The sequence below is a fragment of the Allobosea sp. 10N428 genome, assembly GCF_056394545.1.
In genome coordinates, this window is record NZ_JBFTIC010000002.1 from 607,189 (window position 1) to 633,212 (window position 26,024).

A 26,024-nucleotide genomic window follows, 5' to 3' on the forward strand; every position below is an offset into this window, starting at 1 on the left:
GCCCTCAGCGCTCGATCGTGCCGGTGCGCCGGATCTTCTTCTGCAGCAGCAGCACGCCGTAGAGCAGCGCCTCTGCCGTCGGCGGGCAGCCCGGGACGTAGATGTCGATCGGGACGATGCGGTCGCAGCCCCGCACCACCGAATAGCTATAGTGGTAGTACCCGCCGCCATTGGCGCAGGACCCCATCGAGATGACGTAGCGCGGCTCCGGCATCTGGTCGTAGACCTTGCGCAGGGCCGGAGCCATCTTGTTGGTCAGCGTCCCCGCAACGATCATCACGTCGGACTGGCGCGGTGAGGCGCGCGGCGCGAAGCCGAAGCGCTCGACATCGTAGCGCGGCATCGAGAGCTGCATCATCTCGACGGCGCAGCAGGCCAGACCGAAGGTCATCCACATCAGCGAGCCCGTGCGGGCCCAGTTGATCAGATCGTCGGTGGCGGTAACGAGAAAGCCCTTGTCGGCCAGCTCGTTGTTGATCTCGACGAAGAACGGATCACGCGTGCCGACCGGCTTGCCGTCCGGGCCGAGAAGCCCCCGCGGTGCCTGCGCGACGAGCGGGTCGCCGCGATCGATCGCTGTGATTGCCATGACCTAATCCTCGTGAACCTTTGCCTGCCAGATATGAAGCGGAAGTCCGCCCCGCGATCCGACAGTCAGTCCCACTCCAGCGCGCCCTTGCGCCACTCGTAGACGAACCCCACGGTCAGCACGCCGAGGAAGATCATCATCGACCAGAAGCCATACCAGCCGAGCTTGCCGAAGGCGACGGCCCAGGGGAACAGGAACGCGACCTCGAGATCGAAGATGATGAAGAGAATCGAGACCAGGTAGAACCGGACGTCGAACTTCATGCGGGCATCGTCGAAGGCGTTGAAGCCGCATTCGTAGGCCGAAAGCTTTTCCGCATCCGGCTTCGAATAGGCGATCGCGAAGGGGGCGATCAGCAGGGCCAGGCCGATGACCGCCGAGACGCCGATGAACAGCACCAGCGGGAGATAGTCGGTCAGAAGAGACTGAACCGGGAGAGCTTGCATGGTCGAACTCACTTCGGACGGCCGCGTAACGGCTCGCTGCCCAGTCGCTTAGACCCTCGATTAGAATGAAGCAAGACTCCGCCGCGCCGCACAATCGCGCGAGCGGGTTGAATGCAGCGCAGGATGGGGCAGAATTCGTCTGCGTCCGCACACTCTCTCCGCCATTCCGGGCGGAATTCCGTCGGAAACGCGTATTTTCAGCCGCTGTGACGGGCACAAGCCCGTTCGCCGTGCCGAATCGTTCCCGGCCGGTAAGCCTGCCACGCCCGAAAGGCCTTCGATGCCCAAGCCGTTTCAGCCCGCCACCATATCGAATCCGGCAGTGGCTCACGCGGCGCGATGAAGCCCGCTTGCCTGCGCGCCGGAGTCGTCCCGGCGCTTGTTCTTCTGCTTTCCGCGACGTCTGCCATGGCCCAGGAGGGCGAGCGCGTCCGCGCGCCCTTGCCACCGCAGCGGCCGTTCGATCTCGATCTGGAGGGCACGCCGAAACTGCCCAATATCGTCGTGCCCCCAGCGGCACCCGTGACGGCGCCGTCAATCCGCAGCACCGCGCAGGACACACCTCCCGCGGCTCCCGCGCCCGAAACGCCTGAGAATACCCCGGCCTCCATGACACCGCCCGCCGAAGGCACCCCGCCCGCCCCCGGCGAACCGGACGACGACGAAGGCGTGGAGTGGCCGAAGCTGACGCCGGGCCAGAAGGCCGGCGCCGAGCCCGACTTCGACCCGAACGAGAAGCCCGAGCGTCCGGGCATCTCGACCGACCCCGGCACCTCGATCACCTGCCTGCCCGACCAGTTGAAGCAGACCCTCGGCAAGATTGCCGATCGCTATGGTGCGGTGAAGGTGACCTCGACCTGGCGGCCGCCTTGGCGCGCGCGGCGCGGCTCCTATCACAAGGGCTGCCAGGCGATGGACTTCCGTGTCCCGGGCGTGCGCCCGCGCATCGTCCTGGAATGGGTGCGCAGCCTGCCGGAGGTTGGCGGGCACCATGTCTACTGGAACGGGCTGATCCACATCGACACCGGCCCGCGACGCCCCTGGTAGAGAGCGGCGCTTCGTCCGTCTCCCTAGGTTCGAGCGTCCGCAAACGCGGCCGCTCATTCCCTTCAACCGCGTTCAGGGCCTCTCCGCCGCCTCCGAAAGGCCTGGCCCATCCAAGCGCAGCGTGACCCGCTTGACCGAAACATCGTCGGGATCGAGAACGATTGCGAAGCCGAGACTGTGACAGAGAGCGAGCATAGGCCCGTTCTCCGCCAGCACCTGGCTATGGACGCGGCGGATGCCCTCTGCCCTGGCCCAGTCGATCATCAGGACCATCAAAGCGCGGCCCAGTCCCATGCCTTTCAGGTCCGAGCGAAGCAGGATCGCGTATTCGGCCTCGACATGTCCGGGGTCGGCATGCAGCCGGACCGCGCCGGCGGCGTCGCCGCTCCCATCCTCGGTCGCGATGAAGGCCATCTCCCGCGCGTAGTCGAGCTGGGTAAGGCGCGCGAGGAAGTTGTGGCTGAAGGATTTGAGCGGCGCGAAGAAGCGCAGCCTCAAATCCTCCGGGGTCACCCTGTTCAGCATCGCGCCGATCAGGAGTTCGTCCTCCGGCTTGATCGGGCGGACCGAAAAGCGCCGCTCGCCCAGCTCCAGGCGCCTCGTCCAGGCCCCGGGATAGGGGCGGATCGCCGGACGCCGGCGGCGGGCGGGGTCGGGTTCCAGCGCGATGCGCGCATCCACCACCACGGCACCATTCGCATCTGCGAGGATCGGATTGAGATCGAGTTCGCGGATCTGCGGCAGCTCGGACGCGATCTTGCCCAACGCGACCAGCAGCGTGGCGATCGCACGCCGGTCTGCCGCCGGGACATCGCGATAGGCCGCCAGGATACGCGAGACGCGGGTTCGCGAGATCAGGTTCTCCGCCGAAGCCAGATCGAGCGGCGGCAACGCGACATGCGTATCGGCTATAAGCTCCGCCGCGATTCCACCCCGGCCGAACACGATCGCCGGGCCGAAACAGGAATCGGTGGCGAATCCGGCGATCAGCTCCCGCGCCTTGGCACGGTGCGCCATCGGCTGCACCATGAAACCGGTCAGACGGGCCTGCGGACGCTGCCGGCGTAGGCGCTCCGCCATCTGCTCCGCGGCCGCGCGGACAGCGCCTTCATTGCCAAGGTCGAGTTCGACGCCGCCCACGTCCGATTTGTGCGGAACATCGGGGGAGACGATCTTGAGCGCGACCGTCCGCCCGGCCTCGAATTGCGCTCCGGCTGCTGCGACCGCCGCATCGGCATCAGGAGCGATGATGAGATCGAGCGTCGGGATTCGGAACAAGGCGAGCAGACGCGTCACCTCATCTGGCTCCAGCCAGCTTCGGCCCTCCCCGAGCGCCTGCGCGATAATCGCCTCGGCGGCAGCGACGTCGGGCGGGTCGTCATCATCGATCGATGGCGGCGTCGCCATCAGCTCCTTGATCAGCCGGGCGTGGCGGGTGAGGTGCTGGAACCCGACGACCGCCTCCTGTTCCGTGGCGAAAGAGGGAATGCCGGCGGCAGCGAAAATCGCCGCCGCGCTTTCCCCCGCTCCGACCCAGGCAGCGAGAACCGGCTTGGCTCGCGCGTCGCGGTGGGCGTCGACCACCGCGCGGGCGCAATCCAACGGATCGGATGGCGCGACCGGCGCGTTGAGCGCCAGCACCGCATCGACCGTTTCCTCCGCCAGCAGGCGCGAGACCGCTTCGTGATAATCCTGCGGGCTGCGGACGATCTCTGGCTCCCGGCGCCGTAGCTGGGAGCCAGCCGCCTGTCGCAACCGGCCGGCGGCCAAGGCGGCCAGCCCCTCCCCGTTGCTGACGATGGCGAGCCGGCCCGCATCGGCCGCCCGGGCCCGGCCGAGAGTCTCGGCGGCGGCGAAGAGCTCGTCGAGATCGTTTACGCGAAACAATCCGGCGCGATGAAAGGCCGCGTCATGCGCGGCATCGCTGGTCACGATCAGCCCCGCATGAGTCAAGGCCGACAGGCTGTCGTCGAGACGTGGCGGCTTCAGAACCAGCACGGGCTTGATCCGCGCTGCGGCGCGTGCCGAAGAGAGGAAGCGCGCGGCATCCGTGACCTCGTCGATAGCCAGCAGAATGGTCCTCGTATGCGGATCGGCGGCGAAATGATCGAGGCAATCGGCGATGTCGACATCCGCCCCCTCGCCGACCACCACGGCCCCCGACAGACCGATCTCGCGACGCCCCGCCCAGGCCAGGATGCCGGCAGCCACCGAGTTGGACTGCGCGGCCAGCGCCAGCGTGCCGACTGAAAGCTGCACGGGCACAGCGGTCGCGTTGAGGCCGAGGCGGGGGGCCGCGATCCCGAGAGACGACGGCCCGATCAATCTCACCCCGGCGGCACGGGCTGCCGCACCCAGTCGGTCGCGGTCGGCAGCGTCCCCATCCGGCACCAGCACGCCGCCGCAGCCGCGGTCCTTGGCTGCAGCCAGCGCCCGTTCCGCAGCCGCGCTGGAGGCGATGACGAGATCGGAAGGCGGCATGGACGGCAGATCGTCCTCCCCGGAGAGGACGACCAGCTTGCCCCGATAGGCGCCCGCCTGGATTTGTTTCGCCAGCTCATCCGTTTCGCCGACGCCGGCAATCACGGTGGTCGAGGCCGGCTCGAGCAGGCGCTTGATCAGGGCGAGCGTCATCGGTCGGCCATGTCCGTTTGCGATGCTGCGATCAGAAGCGATCCTGGCCGCTGGGGCCAAGCGTCATCGACAGCTTTTCACATATGATCGCGCAAATCCCGTGACGAGCCTATGCGGCCAGATGGCGGCTGACCGGATCTCCACCATGGCCGGCAGGGCCGCGACAGCCCCGCCTCCCATCAGCGGAGAAACGCATCGACCTCCGCGGCGAATTGCTCGGCCTGCTCGATGTTCGAGATATGCGCCGCATCGAGCAGGCATTTGCGCGCGCCCGGGATCGCTGCGACGATGGCCTCGCCATCGGCGGGCTTGGTCGCCGGATCCTTCGACCCGATGATGACGAGCACCGGATTGCGGATCGCCTTGATCGACTCCCGCTGATCCATGTCGCGAATCGCCAGGCACGACCCCTGATAGCCCGCGACCGGCGTCCCCAGGATCATGGCCCGCATCCGCTCGATGGTCGCGGGCGCGGCGGCGCGGAAGGGCTCCGGGAACCAGCGCGCGATCGTCGCATCGACGAGCGCCTCCATGCCCCCGCCTTCCGCTGCCGCGACCCGTCCGTTCCAGAGATCGGCCGGGCCCATGTAAGCCGCGGTGTTGGCGAGGACGGCCCGGTCGATCCGCTCCGGCGCATGCGTCAGGAGCCACATGCCGACCATGCCGCCCATCGAGAGCCCGCAGAAATGCGCGCGTTCGACGCCGAGCGCATCGAGCACGCCGAGCGCATCCCGGCCCAACTGCTCCATCGCATAGGGAGCCGGCGAAACGATGCTGCGGCCATGGCCGCGCTGATCGTAGCGGATCACCCGGAAATGCCGCGACCAAAGCGGAATCTGGTCGTCCCACATCGACATGTCCGAGCTGAGCGAATTGGACAGCAGCAACGCGGGCGCCGAGTCGGCCCCGTCGATGCGAACCTCGAATTCCTCATGGCCGATTGTAATCCGCATCGTCTTGGCTCCGTTCGCTGGCCGCATCTTTGTGTCCTCCCAATGCCGCTGTGCGCAACATCGGAAAAAACAAACATGCATGCTTGTCTGTTTGTTTCCAACTGCTAGAGTTCGGGCATGCCGCCATCAGCCGACAAACAGCGCCGGACGCAGGAGGAACGCTCGACGGAAACGCGGGCGCGCCTGATCGACGCGACGCTCGATCTGCTGGTCGAGCGGGGCTACGCGCTCGCGACGACGTCGGAGATCGCGGGGCGGGCCGGCGTCACCCGCGGCGCGCTGAATCACCATTTTTCCGGCAAGGACGATCTGATCGTCCAGTCCGTGAGCCATCTGCTCCATAGCTGGATCGGCGAGATCCGGCAGGTCGCCGAACTGGTCAAAGCCGGCAGCCTGTCCCTCTCCGACTTTGTCGATCGGATGTGGGAGCTGTTCTCCGGCAAGCTGTTCCTGGTCACGCTCGAGCATGTGACCGCCGCACGGCACAATCCCTATCTGCGTGAGCAGCTGGTCTCGGTGACGCGAGAATTTCATACGGCGCTCGACGGCACCTGGCAGGATTTCTTCGACGGAACCGGCCTGCAGAAGCCCGAGGTGGAGGCGGCCTTCAATGCCACGCTCTGCCTGATGCGCGGCATGAGCCTGCAGACCATCCTGCGCGACGACGCCGCCTACTATGCGCGCCTTCTCGGCTTCTGGAAGACGGTTCTTGCCGAGCATTCGCAGCAGGGCCGCGCAGGCGCAGGCGCCCTTTCCGATCTGACAGAACAAGGCGTGCACCCATGACACAGGCGATCATTTTCGAGAACGCAAGGCTGCTCGACGGCACCAGCGCGGAAGGCGAGCACGACCGCTTCGTGCGCGTCGAAGGCGGGTTGATCCGCGAGGTCTCGGACCGCCCCATCACCGACGGCGGCGCGCGGCGCATCGATCTCAAGGGCCGGACCCTGATGCCCGGCCTGATCGACTGCCACGTCCACGTCATCGCCAACTCCGCGAATTTCGGCCAGAACGCGCTCCTCCCGGATGCGCTCGTCGCGCTGCAGGCCGCGAAGCTGATGGGCGAGATGCTGCACCGCGGCTTCACTACCGTTCGCGACGTCGGCGGCGCGACCTACGCCCTCGTCGAGGCGCAGGAACAGGGCCTCTATGTCGGCCCGCGCCTCGTCATCTGCGGCAAGGCCCTGTCGCAGACCGGCGGCCATGCCGATTTCCGCGGCCGCTACGACAACCGCCGGCCGGATTACCAGACCCACCAGCTCGGTTCGCTCGGCCGCATCTGCGACGGTGTCGACGCCTGCCGCGCCGCGGCCCGCGACGAGATCCGCCAGGGCGCCCAGTTCGTGAAGATCATGGCCAATGGCGGCATCGCCTCGCCGACCGATCCCATCGCCTTCCTCGGCTTCAGCGACGCGGAGATCGCCGCGATCGTCGAGGAAGCCCACAACGCCCAGACCTATGTCGCTGCGCATCTCTACACCGACGAGGGCATCGCCCGCGCCGTGAAGCTTGGCGTACGCTCGATCGAGCACGCCAACCTCGTCCAGGCCGCGACCGCCCGCCTGATGCGCGAGCGGGGCGCGATCGCCTGCCCGACGCTCGTCACCTATGAGGCGCTGAACAACGAAGGCGCCTCCTACGGCCTGCCCCCCTCCTCCGTCGCCAAGATCGACGATGTCCGCTTGCGCGGTCTGGAATCGCTCGAGATCATGCGCGAGGCCGGCGTGACCATGGCCTATGGCACCGATCTGCTCGGCGCCATGCACCGGCACCAGTCGGAGGAATTCGTTATCCGCGGACGCGTTCTGCCTGCCATCGAGGTCATCCGCTCGGCGACCGTCAACGCGGCCGAGTTGATCGGGATGCCCGGCAAGATCGGCACCATCAAGCCCGATGCCTATGCCGACTTCATCGTGGTCGACGGCGATCCGCTGGCCGATCTCTCGCTCCTGACGGGACAGGGGCGCAACATGCCGGTCATCATGAAGAACGGCGACTTCATCAAGAACGAACTGAACTAACCAAAAAGGGAACAGGCCATGACCACCAACCGTCGTCAGTTCATCGGCACGCTCGGCGCCGCTTCGGCGCTGATCGCTGCGCCTTCCGTCCTGCGCGCCCAGTCGCAGGGCGTCTTCCGCATCGGCGCGCTCTGCCCGGTGACGGGTGCCGGCGCGCCCTACGGCTCCGGCATGCAGAAGATGATCATTGCCGCCGCCGAGATCGTCAACGCCGCCGGCGGCGCCGCCGGCCGCAAGCTCGAGGTCGTCTCCGAAGACACGCAGACCAGCCCGCAGGCCGGCGTCCTCGCCGCCAAGAAGCTGATCGACGTCAACAAGGTCCAGGCCATCCTCGGCACCTGGTCCTCCGGCGTTTCCCTCGCCGTCGTGCCGCTGACGAACGACGCCAACATCATCCTGATGAACACCTCCGGCGCGCCGGCGCTCTCGGTTCCGCCGGCCAATGCCAAGGGCCTGTCCTATCGCTTCCAGGCGACGAACGACCGCTTCGGCCGGGCCTTCGCGGAGATCTGCGTGAAGGAAGGCTTCAAGCGCCCGGCCACCATGGCCTTCAACAATGCCTCCGGCATCGGCAACACCGAGGGCTTCCGCAAGGCCTGGGAGGCGAAGGGCAACAAGGTCGTCGAGAGCGTCGTCTACGAGCCGAACCAGGCGTCCTATCGCTCCGAGCTGCAGAAGATCCTCGCTGCCAACCCGGACGTGATCGTCACCGGCTCCTATCTGTCGGACACCACGATCATCATGCGCGAGTGGTTCCAGACCGGTCAGCCGGTCAAGTGGATCATCCCCGGCTGGGCCGCCAACCCCGATCTGGTCAAGGCGACCGGCCCGGAGGTCGTCGAAGGCGTGATCTCGGTCGATTCGATCTCGAACGAGACGGCTCCGTCCTTCAAGGCCTATGCCGAGGTCTACGAGAAGACGACCGGGCAGTCCGGCCAGTCGAACATCTTCAGCGCCATGACCTGGGACATGGTCAATGCGCTCGCCCTGGCGATCGAAGCGGCCGGCTCCACCGAGACGGCGGCGATCAACGCCAAGATCCGCGAGGTCTCGAACCCCGGTGGCACGAAGGTCTACAGCTATGCCGAGGGCAAGGAAGCGCTGAAGAAGGGCAAGATCAACTATGAGGGCGCGTCCTCCGTGCTGGATTTCGACCAGTATGGCGATGTCTCCCCATCCTTCGGCGTCTTCTTCATCGAAGGCGGCAAGCTCAACCGGCGCTACGTCGTCAACATCTGACGCATCGCCCCTGCAGGCCATCGCCTGCAGGGGCCGCAGGCTCCGGCCGCGGCGATGCCCGACCAGGTTGCTCCATGTTCTACGCTCAGCTTTTCATAAACGGGCTATTCCAGGGCCTCGTCATCGGCCTGGCGGCACTCTCGATCACGCTCGTCTTCGGGATCGCGCGCTTCCCCAATGCCGCGACCGGTGACTCCATGACGCTCGGCGCCTATGCGGCGCTGGCGGCCCACAAGGCCAGCGGCTCCTTCATCCTCGCCGGGCTCGGCGCGGCCGGCGCGACCGGCATCGTGCTGCTGCTCGCCTATTGGAGCGTGTTCCGGAAACTCGCCAACCGCTCCGTCGTCGCGCTTCTCGTCGCCTCGATCGGCGTCGCCTTCGTGCTGCGGGCCGCGCTCGGCGTCGCCTTCGGCCATGGCCAGCAGGTCTTCCAGGTGCCGCTCTCGCGCCCCTACGTCTTCGGCGGGCTGCGCATCCTGCCGCTCGACCTGCAGATGGCGCTGGTCGCGCTCGTCACGCTGATTGCGGTCTTCGCCCTGCTCTATCTCACGGCGATCGGGCGGCAGATGCGCGCCGTCGCCGACAACCGCGATCTCGCCCGTGTCTCCGGCATCCGCCCGGGCCGCGTGATGATCGCGCTCTGGCTGCTCGCCGGCGCAGTCGCCGGCATCGCGGGCATGATGCTCGGCATGAAGACCATCGTGACGCCCGAATTCGGCTGGGAGATGCTGCTGCCGGCCTTTACCGCGGCGATCCTCGGCGGCATCGGCTCGCCGGTCGGCGCCGTCGTCGCCGGGCTCATCCTCGGCGCCATGCAGGAGGTTTCGACCCCCTTCGTCGGTTTCACCTACAAGATCGCGATCGCGTTCCTGATCATGCTCGCCGTCCTGCTGGTCAGGCCGCGCGGATTGTTCGGCCGCGTCGAGGGAGTGCGCTGATGGAAGCCTATCTCGTCGCGATCGGCATCATCGCGCTGATCTATGTCCTGCTCAGCCTCGGCCTGACGCTGCAATACGGGCTCACCGGCCTGATCAATTTCGGCCATGTCGGCTTCTTCGCGATCGGCGCCTATGCCAGCGCGCTGCTCGTGCTCAACGGCGCGCCGTTCATTGCGGGCTTCGCGGGCGCGGCCCTGTTTGCGGCCGTGGCGGCCTGGCCGATCGGGCTGGTCTCGCTGCGCCTGCGTGACGATTACTTCGCCATCGTCACGCTCGGCTTCTCGGAGGTTGTACGGATCGTCCTGACCAGCGAGCGCTGGCTGACCCAAGGCGTGCAGGGCATTCCCGGCATTCCGCGGCTCTACTCCGGCCTCGGCGGCGCCGCCGGCCAGATCGCCACCTTCGCCACCATCCTTGCCGTCACGATCGCCGCCGCCTGGATGATCCGCCGGATCGCGCGCTCGCCCTTCGGCCGCATCATCGAAGCCATCCGCGACAACGAGGAAGCCGTGCAGGCGCTGGGCAAGGACCCGCCGCGCTTCAAGATCCAGGTGCTGGTTGTCGGCGCGGCGCTCGCCGGCATCGCCGGCGCCTTCTATGCGCACTACATCACCTATATCGTGCCCGAGCAGTACATCCCGCTCGTCACCTTCTATGTCTGGATGGCGATCATCATGGGCGGCGTCGGCCGCGTTTCCGGCGCGGTGATCGGCTCGGTGATCCTGATGGCCTTCCTCGAAGGCTCGCGCTTCATCCGCGATATCGTACCGGGCATCTCAGAGGTCGACATGGCCTCGGTCCGGATCGGCCTCGTCGGCCTGCTGCTGATCCTGTTCATCATCTATCGGCCGCAGGGGCTCATGGGGGATTACACCAAGCGATGAGCCTCGAAATCCGCGACATCACCAAGTCCTTCGGCGGCTTCCAGGCCCTTGACGGCGTGCGCCTCACGATCGAGACCGACGCCCTGTTCGGCATCATCGGGCCGAACGGCGCCGGCAAGTCGACGCTGTTCTCTGTCATCTCCGGCTTCGTCCCGGCCGATGCGGGCGAGATCCGGCTCAACGGCGATCCGATCGACGCCCTCTCCCCGCCGCAGCGCGCTCGCGCCGGCATGGTCCGCACCTTCCAGGTGCCGCGCGAGTTCTCGCATCTGACCGTCCGCGAAAACCTGATGGCCTCCGCCCCGGATCAGACCGGGGAGAGCCTGCTCGGCCTGTTCTTCCGCCCCGGCCAGGTCCGCAAGGAGGAAGCCGCGATCGCCGAGAAGGTGGAGCGCACCATCGCCTTCCTCAAGCTCGGCAAGGTCGCCGACGTGCCATCGGGCAAGCTCTCCGGCGGCCAGAAGAAGCTGCTCGAACTCGGCCGCGCCTTGATGGTCGAGCCCAAGCTCATCCTGCTCGACGAGCCCTTCGCCGGCGTCAATCCCGTGCTGATCGGCGAGATCATGGAGCGAATCGAAGAGCTGAATGCACGTGGCATCGGCTTCGTCATCATCGAGCACGATCTCGAGGCGCTGACCCGCCTCGTGCCGCGGCTCGCAGTCATGGATCGCGGCAAGGTTCTGGCCGAGGGTGCCCCCGCTGCCGTGCTCGAGGATCCCGTCGTGCGCGAAGCCTATCTCGGAGGCGTGTCGTGACGCTGCTTGAAATCAAGGATGTCCGCGGCGGCTACGGCGAGGTCGACATCCTCAACGGCATCTCGCTGTCGCTGCAGAAGGGCGAGATCCTGACCGTCGCCGGCACCAACGGCGCCGGCAAGTCGACGCTGGCGAAGGCGATCGTCGACCTGCTGCCACGCGTCTCCGGCGGAATCCAGTTCGAGGGGCGCGACCTGCTGCCCCTGACGACCGAGGATCGCATCGCCGCCGGCATCGGCTACGTCCCGCAGGTCGCTAACGTCTTCGGCTCGATGAGCATCCTGGAGAACCTGCAGGTCGTCGTCGGCGTGCGCGATCAGGCACAGCGCATCCGCGAGCTCTTCGAGGCGTTTCCGCTGCTGGGCGAGCGCAAGCGTGCCCGCGCCGGGTCGCTCTCCGGCGGCGAGCGCCAGCAACTCGCCTTCGCCCGCGCGCTGATGACGCGCCCGCGGCTGATGATCCTCGACGAGCCGACGGCGGCCCTGGCCCCCGCCAAGGTTGCCGAAGCCTTCGCCCTGATCAAACGCCTGCCCGCGCTCGGCGTCTCGGTTCTGGTCGTGGAGCAGCGCGCGCGCCAATCGCTCGCGATCTCCGACAATGGCTGCATCCTCGACGGCGGCAAGGTCGCCCTCGCCGGCCTCGCCCAAAGCCTGCTCGACGATCCCAAGGCGGCCGAACTTTATCTCGGCCAGCACTGACGAAGCCGCCGCTGCCCAACCGGCAGCGGCCCGCAGATCCGGACCCACGCGGCAAGCGCAAAAACGCTAGGTACCGCAGAAGGTTGCCAGCACGCGCTCATGCACGGCGGGCGGCCGAGCGTACTCCTCCCGGCCCGGCTGCTCGTCATAGGGCTTCGCCAGGACGGCGAGCAGTTCCTCGAATGGCGCCAGATCGCCCCGCTCGGTTGCCGCCTCGATCACGGCCTCGACGCGGTGATTCCGCGGAATGAACAGCGGATTGATGCTGCGCATCGCGCGCTGCCGCTCTTCCGCGGAGAGGCTTTCCTGCTGCAGCCGCTGCTGCCAGCGCCCATGCCAATCGTCGAACTCGCCGGGATTGGTGAAGAGCTCGCGGCAGCTTTGCCCGTTGCCAACAGCGTCATCGCTGAGCCGCCGGAAGGTCAGAGTGAAGTCGGCATGGCCGCGCTGCATCGTATCGAGCAATGCCTTGATGAGCAGGACGTCATCCGGCGCTTCGGTGAAAAGGCCGAGTTTCCGGCGAAAGCCCGCGATCAGACTGGCCTGGAACAGCTCGTTGAAACGATTGACCGCCTCCTGCGCGACCGCGACCGCCTTCTCCTGGTCCTCCGCCAGCAGCGGCAGCAGCGCCTCGGCCAAGCGCGTCAGGTTCCACAGCGCGATCGGCGGCTGGTTGCCATAGGCATAGCGGCCGTGCTCGTCGATCGAGCTGAAGACCGTGGCGGGGTCGTAGCTGTCCATGAAGGCGCAGGGACCGTAGTCGATCGTCTCGCCGGCGATCGACATGTTGTCGGTGTTCATCACGCCATGGATGAAGCCGATCAGCATCCAGCGCGCGACGAGGTCGGCCTGAGCGGCAACCACCGCTTCCAGCAGAGCCAGATAAGGTGCGTCGCCATCCGCCACCTGCGGGTAGTGCCGGGCGATGACATGGTCGGCGAGGAGGCGCAGCGCCTCGACATCACGCCGGGCGGCGAAGAACTGAAATGTTCCGATCCGAATATGGCTGGCGGCGATGCGGGTCAGGATGGCGCCGGGCAGCAGCGTCTCGCGCCGGACGGCTTCGCCCGTCAGCACCGCGGCGAGTGCCCGCGTCGTCGGCACGCCGAGCGCCGCCATGGCTTCGCTGAGGACGTACTCGCGCAGCACCGGCCCCAGCGCGGCCCGGCCGTCGCCACGCCGCGAGAACGGCGTCGGGCCGGCTCCCTTGAGCTGGATGTCGCGGCGCCGGCCGTCACGGTCTACCACTTCGCCAAGCAGGATCGCCCGGCCGTCGCCGAGCTGCGGGCTGAAGCCGCCGAATTGATGCCCGGCATAGGCGGTCGCGATCGGGAGCGCCCCTTCGACCAGGCTGTTGCCGGCCAGCATCGCGACACCGTCCGGCCCCTTCAGCCAGTCCGGATCGAGGCCGAGCTGCCGGGCCAGCGCCTCGTTGAGCTTGATCAGACGAGGAGCGGCCACCGCGGTTGGGTTTACCGCGGCATAGAACCGCTCCGGCAGGCGCGCATAGGAGTTGTCGAACGGAATCGCGATCATCATCCGTAGATATGCGCGCCAGCCGGCATGGCAACGTCAACCTTCATGCGGCGGCCGGGACGAGCTCCCGTTCGCGCGGCTCGCGCACCGACACGATGGCGACCGCGGCGATCAGGCAGAGCACACCGGCGATGAAGAAGGCCGGCAGATAGCTCGCATAGACCGTGCGGCTGAAGCCCGCGCCCCAGGCGGCGGTAGCGGCGCCGAGTTGATGGCCGGCGAAGATCCAGCCGAAGACGAGGTTGGCGCGCTCGCCGAAGCGGTCGGCCGCGAGCTTCACCGTCGGCGGCACGGTCGCTACCCAGTCGAGACCGTAGAACACCGCGAAGATCGAGAGTTCGTAGAAGCTGAAGCTGGTGAAGGGCAGGTAAATCAGCGAGAGCCCGCGCAGGCCATAATACCAGAACAAGAGCTTACGGCTGTCGAAGCGGTCGGACAGCCAACCCGAGCCAACCGTGCCGGCGAAGTCGAAGATGCCGATGACCGCGAGCATGCCCGCCGCGGCGACCGGCGCCATGCCGAAATCGCCGCATAGCGAGACGAAATGGGTCTGCACCAGGCCGTTCGTGCTGGCGCCACAGACGAAGAAAGTGCCGAACAGCGCCCAGAAGATGCCAGAACGAGAGGCGTCCTTCAGCGCGACGAGCGGCGAGGCCAGCATTGCGCCCAGCGTCGCCGGTGCCGCGGGTGGCGCAGCCACCGGCAGCGTCGCGCCATAAGGCGCAAGTCCGAGGTCGGAGGGCCGGTCACGCATCAGCACCAGCACCGCGACGGCGGCCAGCAGCAGCATGCCCAGCACGAAGGCGAGCGCGCTGCGCCAGCCGAGCGTTTCCGTGAGCGAGGCGAGCAGCGGCAGGAAGACGAGCTGGCCCGTCGCCGTGCTGGCAGTCAGCAGCCCGATCACGAGGCCGCGGCGCGCCGAAAACCAGCGTGTCGCCACCGTCGCGCCCAGCACCATGGCGGTCAGCCCCGTGCCGAAGCCGACCACGACGCCCAGGAACAGCATGAGCTGCCAGAGCGTCGTCATGGCGAAGGAGCCCAGCACACCCGCGGCGATCAGCGTCAGCGCGACGGCCGCGACGCGCCGGACACCGAAGCGGTTCATGAAGGCGGCGGCGAACGGCCCGATCAGCCCGAACAGCACCAGGCGGATCGCGAAGGCGGACGAGATTTCCGCGGTCGACCAGCCGAACTCCTGATGCAGCGGGCCGATCAGGACGCCGGGCGCCCCGACGGCGCCGGCCGTCACCAGCATGGTCAGGAAGGTGACCGCCGCGACCACCCAGCCGTAGTGGATGCCCCGGCGGGCGAAGAAGCGGGGTAATGCCGAGTTCTCGGCGGAGATGGCTATCTGCGACATGAGAGCATCCAATTTATGGGTATATACCCGCTTGAGATTAAACGATCAGAGAAGATCGCTCAGCTCGTTGAGAGCCTTGAGACGCTCGGCGCCAAGACGCCCGGTGATATCCTGCTGGCACGTCTCCCAGAGCGGAGATGCCTCTTCCAGAATCGCCTCCCCCTGCGCGCTCAGCGACACGACCAGCTCGCGCTGATCTTCGCCGCGCCCAAGTTGCACAAGGCCCATCTTCTCGACCACGCGGATATTGCGCCCCATGGTCGATCGATCGAGTTCCAGAAGCCGGCCCAGTTCCGTCAGGCTGACTGGCTGATGCCTCCGGACGTTCCTGAGGATCGCGAACTGGGCAATGTTGATCCCCACCGGCGCCAAAGCGACGTCATACAGCCCCGCAATCTTGCGGGTCACGGTCTTGAGGCGTGTGCAGTAACAGGCGATGGACATAGTTGCGGGTATATGCCCGCTTTTATGCAAAATCAAGCGCGATTCGACCACCGCGCCGCAGCGTATCCAGCGCAGCCGGCCCGCATGGCGCCGACCGCGAAAAGGAGATCATTTATCTCTAAAATCGGAAAACAACGATAAGGACATTCCCCATACCGCCCGACTAGATTGCCGACCGAAGAAGGAAATTCTTCGCTTACGCCGCCGCGAGCGGCACCATATCGGACCGGCTTGATGTCTCTCAATCATGTTCTCGGCGTCGACCATGTCGTCGTCGCCGTTCGCGATCTCGCTCTCTCGGCGAAGGCCTGGGAGGGGCTAGGCTTCACGATTTCGCCTCTCGGCCTGCATTCGCCGCATATGGGCTCGGCCAACCACACGATCATGCTGCAGGAGGATTATCTCGAGCTGCTCGGGATCGTCTCCGAGACCGACCAGAACAGGCCCACCCGCGACTTCCTGGCGAAGCACGAGGGCATTGAGCGCATCGCCTTCACCACCGACGACGCCGCGGCCGGCGCGGCCGAAATCACCGCACGGGGCTTTCCTGCGATCGGCCCGGTGCATTTCGGCCGGCCGGTGCCGCTCCCCGGCGGCGGCGAGGCCGACGCCAAGTTCAATGTCTTCCGCTGGCCGCTCGAGGAGCAGCCCGGCGGCATCCGCATCTTCGCCTGCCAGCATCTGACGCGGGAGAACGTCTGGGTGCCGGTGCTGCAGCAGCACGCCAACGGCGCTGTCGCCATCCGGCGTATCGAGATCCTGTCGGCCGATCCGCAGGCGGCCGCCGAACATCTTTCGCGGCTGATCGACGAGCCGGTTCGGCAGGAAGGCACGGTCTGGCGCGTCGCTTCCGGCCGTTCGCGCGCCGACATCCTGTTCTATGCCGCCGAGACCTTTGCCGAGCGCTATCCGGATGCGGTGCGGGAAGGCGCGGCAACCTTTGGCGTCGCTGCGCTCGTGCTGGCCACGCGCGATCTCGACGCTGCCGCAGCAGCATCCGGCGCGATCCGCCACGGCGATGCCGCCAGCGTGCCCGCAGCCCGCGCCTCCGGCTCCGTGCTCAGCTTCGTGCCGGCCTGACCGGCACGGCTCCTGCATTCCGCCTTTCAGCCTCCGAGCTCAGATCGTCGAGGACCTCCATGGACTTCACCCGTCGTTCAATCCTGATGACCTCCGCCGCCATCGCGGCCAATGTCGTCAACCCGTTCAAGGCCTTCGCGCAGGAGACGCCGCGCAAGGGCGGCGTCTTCGGCGTTCACTACGGCGCCGAGCAGCGCCAACTCAATCCCAGCCTCCAGGCCTCGACCGGCGTCTACATCATCGGTGGCAAGATTCAGGAGGCGCTGGTCGATCTCGACGCCAACGGCAACCCGGTCGGCGTGCTCGCCGAAAGCTGGGAGGCGGCGCCCGACGGCAAGACCATCACCTTCAAGCTGCGCAAGGGCGTGACCTGGCATGATGGCCAGCCCTTCACCTCGGCGGACGTCCAGTTCACCGCGATGGAGATGTGGAAGAAGATCCTGAACTACGGGACGACGCTGCAGCTCTTCCTCACGGCCGTCGACACGCCCGATCCCTACACAGCGATCTTCCGCTACGAGCGGCCGATGCCGCTGAACCTCTTGCTGCGCGCCCTGCCCGACCTCGGCTACGTCTCGGCCCGCCATCTCTATGAGGGCAAGGGCGACATCCGGAACAACCCGGTCAACCTCGCACCGATCGGCACCGGCCCGTTCAAGTTCGTCACCTATGAGCGCGGCCAGCACATCATCGCCGACCGCAACCCGAACTACTGGCGCGAGAACGCGCCCTATCTCGACCGTATCATCTGGCGCGTCATCACCGACCGCTCGGCCGCCGCGGCACAGCTCGAAGCCGGCCAGCTGCACTACAGCCCGTTCTCCGGCCTGACGATCTCCGACATGGCCCGGCTGTCGCAGGACAAGCGCTTCATCGTCTCGACCAAGGGCAACGAGGGCAACGCCCGCACCAACACGATCGAGTTCAACTTCCGCCGCAAGGAACTCGCCGATATCCGCGTGCGCCGCGCCATCGCGCATGCGCTCGACATCCCCTTTTTCATCGAGAACTTCCTCGGCGACTTCGCCAAGCGCGGCACCGGGCCGATCCCCTCGGTCTCGACCGATTTCTACCCGGCCGACAACGGCCCGCAGTATCCCTTCGACAAGGCGCTCGCGGTCAAGCTGCTCGACGAGGCCGGCTACAAGCCCGGCGCCGGCGGCACGCGCTTCTCGCTCCGGCTGACCCCTGCCCCCTGGGGCGAGGACATCTCGCTGTTCTCCACCTTCATCCAGCAGTCGCTGGCGCAAATCGGCATCAAGGTCGATATCGTGCGCGTCGATGGCGGCGGCTTCCTGAAGAGCGTTTACAACGATTGGGACTTCGACCTCGCCACCGGCTGGCACCAGTACCGCAACGACCCAGCCGTCTCGACGACGGTCTGGTACCGCTCCGGCCAACCCAAGGGCGCGCCTTGGACCAACCAGTGGGATTGGAAGGACGATGCCGTCGACAAGATCATCGACGACGCCGCGACCGAGGTCGATCCCGCCAAGCGCAAGGCGCTCTACAGCGATTTCGTCCGCAAGGTGAACACCGAGCTGCCGATCTGGATGCCGATCGAGCAGATCTTCGTCACCACGATCAGCGCCAAGGCCCGCAACCACTCGAACACCCCGCGCTGGGGCTCGTCGAGCTGGCACGACCTTTGGTTGGCCGAGTAAGAACAGGAGAGCGGGCCGCCCTTCCCGTCCGGCCCGCAGCAACACGGCGCGTAGACCATGCGTATCCTCACCCTTGCGGGGCGGCGGCTCGTCGCCTCGATCCCCACGCTGTTGCTGATCCTGATCGGCATCTTCCTGCTGTTGCAGTTCGCACCCGGCGACACCGTCGATGCCATGATGGCGCAGATGGGCGGCGGTGACGCGAAACTCGCCGAAGAGCTGCGCCGCTTCTACGGGCTCGATCTCTCCACCGCCGAGCGGCTCGGCCAGTATCTCTGGCGGCTGGTCCGCTTCGACCTCGGCCACTCCGCCATCTACGGCAAGCCGGTCGCCAGCGTCATCGTCGAGCGCCTGCCGGCAACGCTGCTGCTGATGACATCCGCGCTCTCCTTCGCCTTCTTCGCGGGGATCGTGTTCGGCGTTCTCGCCGCGCGCGACGTCAATCGCTGGCAGGACACGCTGATCTCGACGCTCGGCCTGATCTTCTACGCCACACCGTCCTTCTGGTTCGGGCTGATGGCGATCGTCGTCTTCTCCGTTCATCTGCAATGGTTGCCGGCCGGCGATTTCGAGGATATCGGCGCTGGGCTGACGGGCTTCGCCCGCACGCTCGACATCGCGCGCCATCTCATCCTGCCGACATTGACGCTGGGTCTGATCTACCTCGCCATCTATCTGCGGCTGATGCGCGGTGCGATGCTGGAGGTGCTGAACCTCGATTTCGTCCGCACCGCCCGCTCGAAGGGCCTGGACGAGACCCGCGTCATCACCCGCCACGTTCTGCGCAACGCGCTGCTGCCGATGGTGACGCTGATCGGCCTGCAGGCCGGCACGATGCTCGGGGGTTCGGTCGTCGTCGAGAGTGTCTTCTCGCTGCCGGGCCTCGGCCGCCTCGCCTATGAATCGGTGATCCAGCGCGACCTCAACACGCTGCTCGGCATCGTCTTCGTCTCGGCGCTGCTGGTCATCGTCGTGAACTTTATCGTCGATCTCCTCTACGCGCGGCTCGACCCGCGCATCGCACCGGAGGGTTGAGCGATGGACGCCCTCAAGCGCTATTTCCGCAGCCCGCCAGCCGTAATCGGCCTGTTCCTTCTGCTGCTCGTCCTCGCGATGGCGGCAAGCGCAGGCTGGCTCTTCCCGCGCGACCCGCTCGCGCTCGCCGGCCGCCCGCTGCAATGGCCGCTGGCCAACCCGCGCTTCCTGTTGGGCACCGACAATTCCGGCCGCGACATCGCTGCCCAGATATTCTACGGCGCGCGCATCTCGCTGCTGATCGGGGTGATCGCCACGGTCATCGCCGTTGCGATCGGCATCGTCATCGGCGCGCTCGCCGGCTTCTACGGCGGCAAGGTCGACACGGTGCTGATGCGCATCACCGAAGCCTTCCAGACCCTGCCGAACTTCCTGCTGCTGCTGGTCCTCGTCGTCGTCTTCGGCTCGACGCTGCCGACGGTGATGGTGGCAATCGGCATCGTCTCCTGGCCGGCGCCGGCCCGCCTCACCCGCGCTGAGTTCCTCTCGCTGCGCAACCGCGAATTCGTGCAGGCCGGACGCACCATCGGCCTCTCCGACCTCAAGCTGATCTTCGGCGAGATCCTGCCCAACGCGCTGCCGCCGGTGATCGTCTATGCCAGCGTCGTCATGGCGGTCGCGATCCTGCTCGAAAGCTCGCTCGCCTTCCTCAAGCTCTCCGATCCCAATGTCGCCTCCTGGGGCAACCTGATCGGGCTCGGCCGCGACGTGCTGCGCGTGCAGTGGTACGTCTCGGCCATTCCCGGCTTCGCGATCGTGCTGACCGTGCTCGGCGTCTCGCTCGTCGGCCAGGGGCTGAACGACGCCCTCAACCCGAGGCTCAAGGGACGATGAGCGCGATCCTCACTCTCGACGGGCTGACCGTCGCCCTGCCGGAGGGAGCCGACCGCCCCTACGCGATGCAGGACGTCTCGCTGGAGCTGAAGGCGGGCGAGATCGTCTGCGTCGTCGGCGAATCCGGTTCCGGCAAGTCCATGACGGCCAATGCGATCATGCGCTTGCTTCCCACCGGCGTCGCGATCGAGCGCGGCCGCGTCCTCTTCGAGGGCCGCGACATCGCCGCGCTGGGCGAGGCCGAGATGCGCCGGATTCGCGGAGCCGGCATCGCCATGATCTTCCAGGAGCCGATGACGGCGCTGAATCCGCTGCGCAGCATCGGCGACCAGATCGGCGAGATGCTCAGCATCCATACCGACCTCGGCAAACGCGCGATCGCGGCCCGTGTCCAAGACCTGTTGACGGAAGTCCAGATCCCAGAGCCGGAGCGCGCGGCCAAGGCCTATCCGCACGAGCTCTCGGGCGGGCAGCGCCAGCGCGCCATGATCGCGATGGCGCTGGCGCTGGACCCGAAGGTGCTGATCGCGGACGAACCGACGACGGCGCTCGACGTCACCACCCAGGCGCAGATCCTGAAGCTCATCCGCGAGCTGCAGGCGCGCAAGGGCACCGCCGTGCTCTTCATCACCCATGATTTTGGCGTCGTCGCCGAGATCGCGGACCGCGTCGTAGTGATGCAGCACGGTCTCGTCGTCGAACAGGGCGAGCCCGAAGTCGTCCTGAAGCGCCCCAGCCACCCCTATACCCGCCAGCTCATCGCGGCCGTGCCGGCGCTCGAACCGCCGCCGCCGCGCCCGCTTTCGGACGAGGCGATCCTGACGATAGAGAACGTCTCGAAGACCTATCGCACCGGCGGCTTCCTCGGCCGCGGCCAGCGCGTCACCCATGCCGTGAAGGACGTATCGCTGACCCTGCCGAAGGGCGCGACGCTCGGCATCGTCGGCGAATCCGGCTCCGGCAAGTCGACGCTAGCGCGCTGCATCATCCGGCTGATCGATCCCGACACCGGCGCGATCCGTCTGAACGGCGAGGATCTGACCAAAATCTCCCGCGCCGAGATGCGGGCGCGCAGCCGGCATATCCAGATGGTGTTCCAGGATCCCTTCGCCTCGCTCAACCCGCGCCGCAAGGTGGGCGACCTCGTCGCTCAAGGCCTCGTCGTCAACGGCATGCCACGCAAGCAGGCGCTGGAGCGTGCCCGCGAGCTCTTCGGCCTCGTCGGGCTCGATCCGGCGGCGGTCGACCGCTATCCGCACGAGTTCTCCGGCGGCCAGCGCCAGCGCATCGGGCTGGCGCGCGCGCTGGCGCTCGAACCCGACGTCCTCGTCGCCGACGAACCGGTCTCGGCCCTCGACGTCTCCGTGCAGGCGCAGGTGCTGAAGCTTCTCGCCGGTCTGCGCGAACGGCTCGGGCTGTCCATCGTCTTCATCACCCACGATTTGCGCGTGGCAGCACAGGTCTGCGATCTCGTCGCGGTGATGAAGAACGGCGAAGTCGTGGAGGCCGGAACGGTGGCCGAGGTCTTCGGCCAGCGCAAGCACCCCTATACGCAGGCCCTGCTCGCCTCGATCCCCGGCCAGAGCTTCGGCACAGCGGGGGCCGTCCGCGAAGCGGCAGAGGTTCCATGATGAAGCGCATCGCCACACCGGTCCCGATCGCCGACGGCCTTGCCCGGCATGAAGCGCAGGTGAGGCGCGACCTCGCCCTGCTCGGCTTCCCTGCAAAGCCCTGGCTCCATCCGCGGACAACGGAAGCAGGTGAACCGGTCCTCGACGTCGCCATCATCGGCGCCGGCATGAACGGCATCGCCGCCGCCTCGGCTCTGCTCGCCGAGGGCATCGCCAACATCCGCCTGTTCGATGCCAACGAGCCGGGCCGCGAAGGCCCGTGGAACCGCTATGCGCGCATGGACACGCTGCGCTCGCCCAAGACGCTGACCGGGCCAGCCCTCGGCGTCCCCTCGCTGACCTTCGCCGCCTGGTACATGGCGAGCTTCGGCGAAGCGGCTTGGGACGCGCTCTACAAGATCCCCAACGCTGCCTGGGTCGACTATCTCAGCTGGCTCCAGCGGGTGCTGGCCTTGCCGGTGCAGCATCGCAGCGCGCTGACGAAGCTGCGGCCGCAGGACGGCCTGCTCGCGCTCGACATCGAGACCGCCGAAGGCTCAAAGAGCGTTTTTGCCCGCCATGTCGTCCTCGCCACCGGGCGTGGCGGTGCGGGCGGCGATGTCTGGCCGGATGTCGTGCCGCATGAGCTGAGGCCGACCGTCGCCGCCCACGGCAACGACCCAATCGATTTCGCAGGGCTCCGCGGCAAGTCGGTCGGCGTGATCGGCGGCAGCGCCTCGGCCTGGGACAATGCCGCGACGGCGCTGGAGCAAGGCGCGGCGAGCGTCGAGATGTATCTGCGCCGGCCGCATCTGCCGCAGATCAACAAGGGCCGCGGCTCGGCCAATCCCGGCTACTTCCATGGCTGGGGCGCCCTGCCCGATGCCGATCGCTGGGCGCTCGCAGCCTATCTCGATGACATGCTGGCGCCGCCGCCACACGAAACGGTGCTACGTGCCCTGAAATCCGACGGGCTCGATATTCGCTTCCGCCACAGCGTGGCGGCCGTCCGGCGCGAAGGTGGACAGGTCGTGCTCGACCTCGACACGCCGGAAGGCCGGCTCGAACGCCGGCACGACTTCCTCATCGTCGCGACCGGCTTCCAGGTCGATGCGGCCAACATCCCGGAACTGGCAGAGTTGACCCCGCATATCGCACGCTGGAGCGACCGCTACGCGCCGCCCGCCGCGCTTGCGCGCCCGGCACTAGCGCGGGCCCCTTATCTCGGCCCGGGCTTCGAATTGCAGCCGCGTGACGCCAGCGCGCCGGCCGAGCTCTCGCGTATCCATCTCGTCAACCACGGCGCCCTCGTCAGCCATGGCGCGATCGCGAGCGACATCCCCGGTGTCGCTATCGCCGGTGAGCGCGTCGCGCAGGCTATCGTTGCGGCATTCTTCCGGCAGGACATTGCCGAAATCCGCCGCGATCTCGAGGCCTTCGACGAGCCCGAGTTGAAGGATACGCCCTTCTTCAGACCGGAGGATTTCCGCTCCTGACGAGTACGAGGCGGGCCGTCAGCGAGGAGCGCCGGTTTCGCCGCCCTTCGTCGGCCCCTGCGTGATCAGGCGGGCGCTGCGGTGCCCGCTGACATAGATCCACAGCCAGTTCAGCGCGACCGCGAGGCGGTTGCGCAGGCCGATCAGGAAGAAGATGTGCGCTATGCCCCAGGTCCACCAGGCGATGCGCCCCTTCAGCTTGATCCAGCCGAAATCGACGATGGCCGCGCGCTTGCCGATGGTCGCGAGGTTGCCGGCATTGCTGTAGGCGAAGGGCGGCGGCGCGGCGGCGCCCTTCAGCCGGGCCTTGATCACCCCGGCGACGTATCGCCCTTCCTGCTTCGCCGCGGGCGCCACGCCTGGCACGGGCTTGCCGTCGGCCGAGACGACATGGGCCGTATCCCCGACCACGAAGATCTCGGGGTGGCCGGGTACGGAGAGATCGGGCTCGACCATCACCCGCCCTGCCCGGTCGGCCGGCGCTCCCAGCCATTCAGCCGCCGGCGACGCCGCAACGCCCGCCGCCCACAAAATCGTCTTCGCCGGCAGGAAGGCATCGCCAAGCGCGATACCGTCCTCGGTGCAGCGCGACACGGCGTGCCCGGTCCGGACCTCGACGCCGAGGCCGATCAGCGCCCGCTCGGCATAAGCCGAAAGGTCCTCGGTGAAGCCCGCCAGGATGCGCGGGCCCGCCTCGACCAAAACCACCCGCGCGCTGCGCGTATCGAAATTGCGAAAATCGGCGCGCAGCGTGTCATGCGCCAGCTCGGCGATCGTCCCGGCGAGCTCGACGCCTGTCGGCCCGGCGCCAATGATGACAAAGGTCAGCAGCTCGGCCCGCCGGGTCTCGTCGGTCTCCCACTCTGCCTGTTCGAAGGCTGACAATATCCGACGCCTGATCTTCGTCGCATCTTCCAGCGTCTTCAGGCCGGGCGCATAGGGCTCCCATTCGTCATGGCCGAAATAGGCGTGGCGCGCTCCGGTCGCGAGGATCAGGCTATCGAAAGCGAGCGCTGGCTCGCCATCGATCAGCACAGTCTTGGCGTCCGCATCGACGCCGACGACGCTGCCCAGCAACGTCGTGACGTTCGGATAGCGCCGCAGCAGGGAGCGCGCCGGCCACGCGATCTCCGAGGTCGGCAAAGACGCTGTCGCGACCTGATAGAGCAGCGGTTGAAAGAGGTGGTGGTTGCGCCGGTCGACCACCGTGATCCTGACCGGCGCGGCGGCAAGGTTGCGCGCCGCTTCCAGCCCGCCGAAGCCGGCCCCGACGATGACGACGTGGTGGGGAGCGTCGGCCGTCATCGGCTATCCGATGTCAGCGAGGCGGCGGCGACGGTATCCGGAGATGCGTCTCATGAGGTCTCCCGCCCCCATCAATAAGCCGGAGCGGGCTCGACGGAAAGCGGAGAGATGGATGCGGGACGCGGTCGCTGTCCCGCACCGGGCGCAATGCGCGTTCTGCCGGCCGGGCGTAGCCGCCCGTCCAGCAGCGCTACTGCAAATCGCGGAACGCTTGCTGCAGCCGCTCGACGGCCTCGACCACGGTGGCGCGCGGCGTCGCAAGATTGAAACGCAGGAAGCTGTCGCCACCGGCTCCGAAGCTCGGTCCATGATTCACCGCGATCTTCGCCTGCTTCTCGACACGGGCCGTGAACTCCGCCCGCTCCATGCCGGTTCCAGCGAGATCGACCCAGGCGAGATAGGTCGACTCAAGCGGCATCGAGCGCAGACCGGGAATGGCATTCACCCCGTCGTCGAACAGCTTCCGATTGCCGTCGATATAGGCCACGAGCCGATCGACCCAGGCCGCGCCCTCCGGGCTGTAGGCGGCCGTTGCCATCGCCATGCCGAAGGAGTTGGGCGAGATGCCATGCGCGTTCATCCGCGCGCGGAACCGTTCGCGCAGAGCCTCGTCGGGGATGATGACATTGCCGATATGGGCGCCGGCGATGTTGAAGGTCTTGGTGGTCGCCGTCATCATCACGAGCCGATCGAGGATGTCGGGAGCGGCCAGCGGCATGACGGTGTGCCGGGATCCCGGCATGACCAGATCGTGGTGGATCTCGTCGGCAACGAGAATCAGGTCGTGGCGCTTGCAGAAGGCGGCGATCTCGCGGAGTTCGTCGCCGGTCCAGACGCGCCCACCCGGATTATGCGGCGAGCACAGGATCAGCATCCGCTCACGGCCGGTCATCTGCGCATCCCAGCCAGCGATATCGAGGACGTAGCGCCCGTCCTCTGTCGCCAGCCGGCACTCCACGACATGCCGCCCGGCGGAGCGGATGATGCGGGCAAAGGCGTGGTAGACCGGCGTCATCAGCACGACGCCGTCGCCCGGCGCGGTGAAGGCATCGACGCAGAGCGCCGTGCCATTGACCAGGCCGTGGGTGGTGAAGATCGCCTCCGGCGCGACATCCCAGCCATGCCGGGTCTTCATCCACCAGCGGATGGCGTCGCTGTTCGTGCGGTCATCGCCGAAATAGCCGTAGACGCCATGGCTCGCCATGCGCTCGACCGCTTGCTGGACGCAGGCCGGTGGCCGGAAATCCATGTCCGCCACCCACATGGCGATGCCGTCGGAAGCCGACACGCCATAATTCTTCTCCATCATGTCCCATTTGGCGGAATGGGTTCCGCGGCGGTCGATCAGCTCGTCGAAGTCCGGCGTTCTAAACATTGATGATCCCCAGAAGCGGCCGCGAGGTGTTGAATACGGTCCGCTGCCACCCGTTCTGCCGCGTCGGATCGCGAACGTAAA

At 67.1% G+C, this 26,024-nt stretch carries 22 protein-coding genes and 1 pseudogene; 14 read left to right on the forward strand and 9 right to left on the reverse strand.

Features of this window, described 5'->3' with window-relative positions; translation table 11 throughout:
* Positions 1–4: 4 nt before the first annotated feature.
* The gene (locus AC1DDA_RS09290) at positions 5–589 is read right to left on the reverse strand and encodes a NuoB/complex I 20 kDa subunit family protein (RefSeq protein ID WP_441470626.1); all 585 of its coding nucleotides are present in this window, start codon (positions 587–589) and stop codon (positions 5–7) included.
* A 65-nt stretch (positions 590–654) separates the two neighbouring features.
* Positions 655–1,035 carry an NADH-quinone oxidoreductase subunit A gene (locus AC1DDA_RS09295; protein WP_441512687.1) on the reverse strand — a complete coding sequence of 127 codons (381 nt, stop codon included), beginning with the start codon at positions 1,033–1,035 and terminating at the stop codon, positions 655–657.
* Positions 1,036–1,443: 408 nt separating this feature from the next.
* On the opposite strand from AC1DDA_RS09295, the gene AC1DDA_RS09300 reads away from it, so the two are divergent.
* Entirely contained in the window at positions 1,444–2,082 is a 639-nt protein-coding gene (locus AC1DDA_RS09300; RefSeq protein ID WP_476795530.1) for a YcbK family protein, read from the forward strand.
* Between the two features lie 72 nt (positions 2,083–2,154).
* Here AC1DDA_RS09300 and AC1DDA_RS09305 read toward each other — a convergent pair whose 3' ends face one another.
* Positions 2,155–4,716 carry a bifunctional acetate--CoA ligase family protein/GNAT family N-acetyltransferase gene (locus AC1DDA_RS09305; RefSeq protein WP_476795531.1) on the reverse strand — a complete coding sequence of 854 codons (2,562 nt, stop codon included), beginning with the start codon at positions 4,714–4,716 and terminating at the stop codon, positions 2,155–2,157.
* Positions 4,717–4,895: 179 nt separating this feature from the next.
* On the reverse strand, positions 4,896–5,669 hold the full coding sequence (gene pcaD, locus AC1DDA_RS09310; protein WP_476795532.1) for a 3-oxoadipate enol-lactonase: 774 nt from the start codon (positions 5,667–5,669) through the stop codon (positions 4,896–4,898).
* A 117-nt stretch (positions 5,670–5,786) separates the two neighbouring features.
* Here pcaD and AC1DDA_RS09315 point away from each other — a divergent pair, with 117 nt between their 5' ends.
* From AC1DDA_RS09315 to AC1DDA_RS09345, 7 genes are all read left to right on the forward strand, one after another.
* Positions 5,787–6,455, forward strand: a complete 669-nt coding sequence (locus AC1DDA_RS09315; protein ID WP_476795533.1) for a TetR/AcrR family transcriptional regulator — start codon at positions 5,787–5,789, stop codon at positions 6,453–6,455.
* On the forward strand, positions 6,452–7,690 hold the full coding sequence (locus AC1DDA_RS09320; protein ID WP_476795534.1) for a metal-dependent hydrolase family protein: 1,239 nt from the start codon (positions 6,452–6,454) through the stop codon (positions 7,688–7,690). The genes AC1DDA_RS09315 and AC1DDA_RS09320 overlap by 4 nt, the downstream gene beginning before the upstream one ends.
* 18 nt (positions 7,691–7,708) lie before the next feature.
* Complete coding sequence (locus AC1DDA_RS09325) at positions 7,709–8,929, forward strand: ABC transporter substrate-binding protein (RefSeq protein ID WP_476778626.1); 1,221 nt, start codon at positions 7,709–7,711, stop codon at positions 8,927–8,929.
* 74 nt (positions 8,930–9,003) lie between these two features.
* Complete coding sequence (locus AC1DDA_RS09330; RefSeq protein WP_441512694.1) at positions 9,004–9,867, forward strand: branched-chain amino acid ABC transporter permease; 864 nt, start codon at positions 9,004–9,006, stop codon at positions 9,865–9,867.
* Positions 9,867–10,751: a branched-chain amino acid ABC transporter permease gene (locus AC1DDA_RS09335; RefSeq protein ID WP_476795535.1), complete on the forward strand. Its 885-nt coding sequence runs from the start codon at positions 9,867–9,869 to the stop codon at positions 10,749–10,751. Before AC1DDA_RS09330 ends, AC1DDA_RS09335 begins: the two co-directional genes overlap by 1 nt.
* The gene (locus tag AC1DDA_RS09340; protein WP_476795536.1) at positions 10,748–11,506 is read left to right on the forward strand and encodes an ABC transporter ATP-binding protein; all 759 of its coding nucleotides are present in this window, start codon (positions 10,748–10,750) and stop codon (positions 11,504–11,506) included. Before AC1DDA_RS09335 ends, AC1DDA_RS09340 begins: the two co-directional genes overlap by 4 nt.
* On the forward strand, positions 11,503–12,204 hold the full coding sequence (locus AC1DDA_RS09345) for an ABC transporter ATP-binding protein (protein WP_476795537.1): 702 nt from the start codon (positions 11,503–11,505) through the stop codon (positions 12,202–12,204). The genes AC1DDA_RS09340 and AC1DDA_RS09345 overlap by 4 nt, the downstream gene beginning before the upstream one ends.
* 66 nt (positions 12,205–12,270) lie before the next feature.
* Here AC1DDA_RS09345 and AC1DDA_RS09350 read toward each other — a convergent pair whose 3' ends face one another.
* The 3 genes from AC1DDA_RS09350 to AC1DDA_RS09360 are packed head-to-tail and all read right to left on the reverse strand — an operon-like array spanning position 12,271 to position 15,508.
* On the reverse strand, positions 12,271–13,743 hold the full coding sequence (locus AC1DDA_RS09350) for a protein adenylyltransferase SelO (protein WP_476795538.1): 1,473 nt from the start codon (positions 13,741–13,743) through the stop codon (positions 12,271–12,273).
* A gap of 40 nt (positions 13,744–13,783) precedes the next feature.
* The gene (locus AC1DDA_RS09355; protein WP_476795539.1) at positions 13,784–15,100 is read right to left on the reverse strand and encodes an MFS transporter; all 1,317 of its coding nucleotides are present in this window, start codon (positions 15,098–15,100) and stop codon (positions 13,784–13,786) included.
* 45 nt (positions 15,101–15,145) lie between these two features.
* Complete coding sequence (locus AC1DDA_RS09360; protein ID WP_441512700.1) at positions 15,146–15,508, reverse strand: MarR family winged helix-turn-helix transcriptional regulator; 363 nt, start codon at positions 15,506–15,508, stop codon at positions 15,146–15,148.
* Between the two features lie 270 nt (positions 15,509–15,778).
* Here AC1DDA_RS09360 and AC1DDA_RS09365 point away from each other — a divergent pair, with 270 nt between their 5' ends.
* The 6 genes and pseudogenes from AC1DDA_RS09365 to AC1DDA_RS09390 all read left to right on the forward strand — a co-directional run.
* Positions 15,779–16,624: a VOC family protein gene (locus tag AC1DDA_RS09365; protein WP_476795540.1), complete on the forward strand. Its 846-nt coding sequence runs from the start codon at positions 15,779–15,781 to the stop codon at positions 16,622–16,624.
* A gap of 59 nt (positions 16,625–16,683) precedes the next feature.
* Positions 16,684–18,288, forward strand: coding sequence for an ABC transporter substrate-binding protein (locus AC1DDA_RS09370; protein WP_476795541.1), 1,605 nt, complete (start codon positions 16,684–16,686; stop codon positions 18,286–18,288).
* Between the two features lie 57 nt (positions 18,289–18,345).
* Entirely contained in the window at positions 18,346–19,323 is a 978-nt protein-coding gene (locus AC1DDA_RS09375) for an ABC transporter permease (protein ID WP_441512703.1), read from the forward strand.
* Between the two features lie 3 nt (positions 19,324–19,326).
* On the forward strand, positions 19,327–20,157 hold the full coding sequence (locus tag AC1DDA_RS09380) for an ABC transporter permease (protein WP_476778634.1): 831 nt from the start codon (positions 19,327–19,329) through the stop codon (positions 20,155–20,157).
* Positions 20,154–21,788, forward strand: coding sequence for an ABC transporter ATP-binding protein (locus AC1DDA_RS09385; protein ID WP_476795542.1), 1,635 nt, complete (start codon positions 20,154–20,156; stop codon positions 21,786–21,788). Before AC1DDA_RS09380 ends, AC1DDA_RS09385 begins: the two co-directional genes overlap by 4 nt.
* Positions 21,788–22,876 (forward strand): annotated as a pseudogene (locus tag AC1DDA_RS09390) (NAD(P)-binding domain-containing protein); the annotation flags it as partial. The gene AC1DDA_RS09385 and the pseudogene AC1DDA_RS09390, both read left to right, overlap by 1 nt.
* A 405-nt stretch (positions 22,877–23,281) precedes the next feature.
* Here the strand turns inward: AC1DDA_RS09390 and AC1DDA_RS09395 are convergent.
* Positions 23,282–24,568 carry an NAD(P)/FAD-dependent oxidoreductase gene (locus AC1DDA_RS09395; RefSeq protein WP_476795543.1) on the reverse strand — a complete coding sequence of 429 codons (1,287 nt, stop codon included), beginning with the start codon at positions 24,566–24,568 and terminating at the stop codon, positions 23,282–23,284.
* Between the two features lie 190 nt (positions 24,569–24,758).
* Entirely contained in the window at positions 24,759–25,943 is a 1,185-nt protein-coding gene (locus AC1DDA_RS09400) for a MalY/PatB family protein (RefSeq protein WP_476795544.1), read from the reverse strand.
* Between the last annotated feature and the right edge of the window lie 81 nt (positions 25,944–26,024).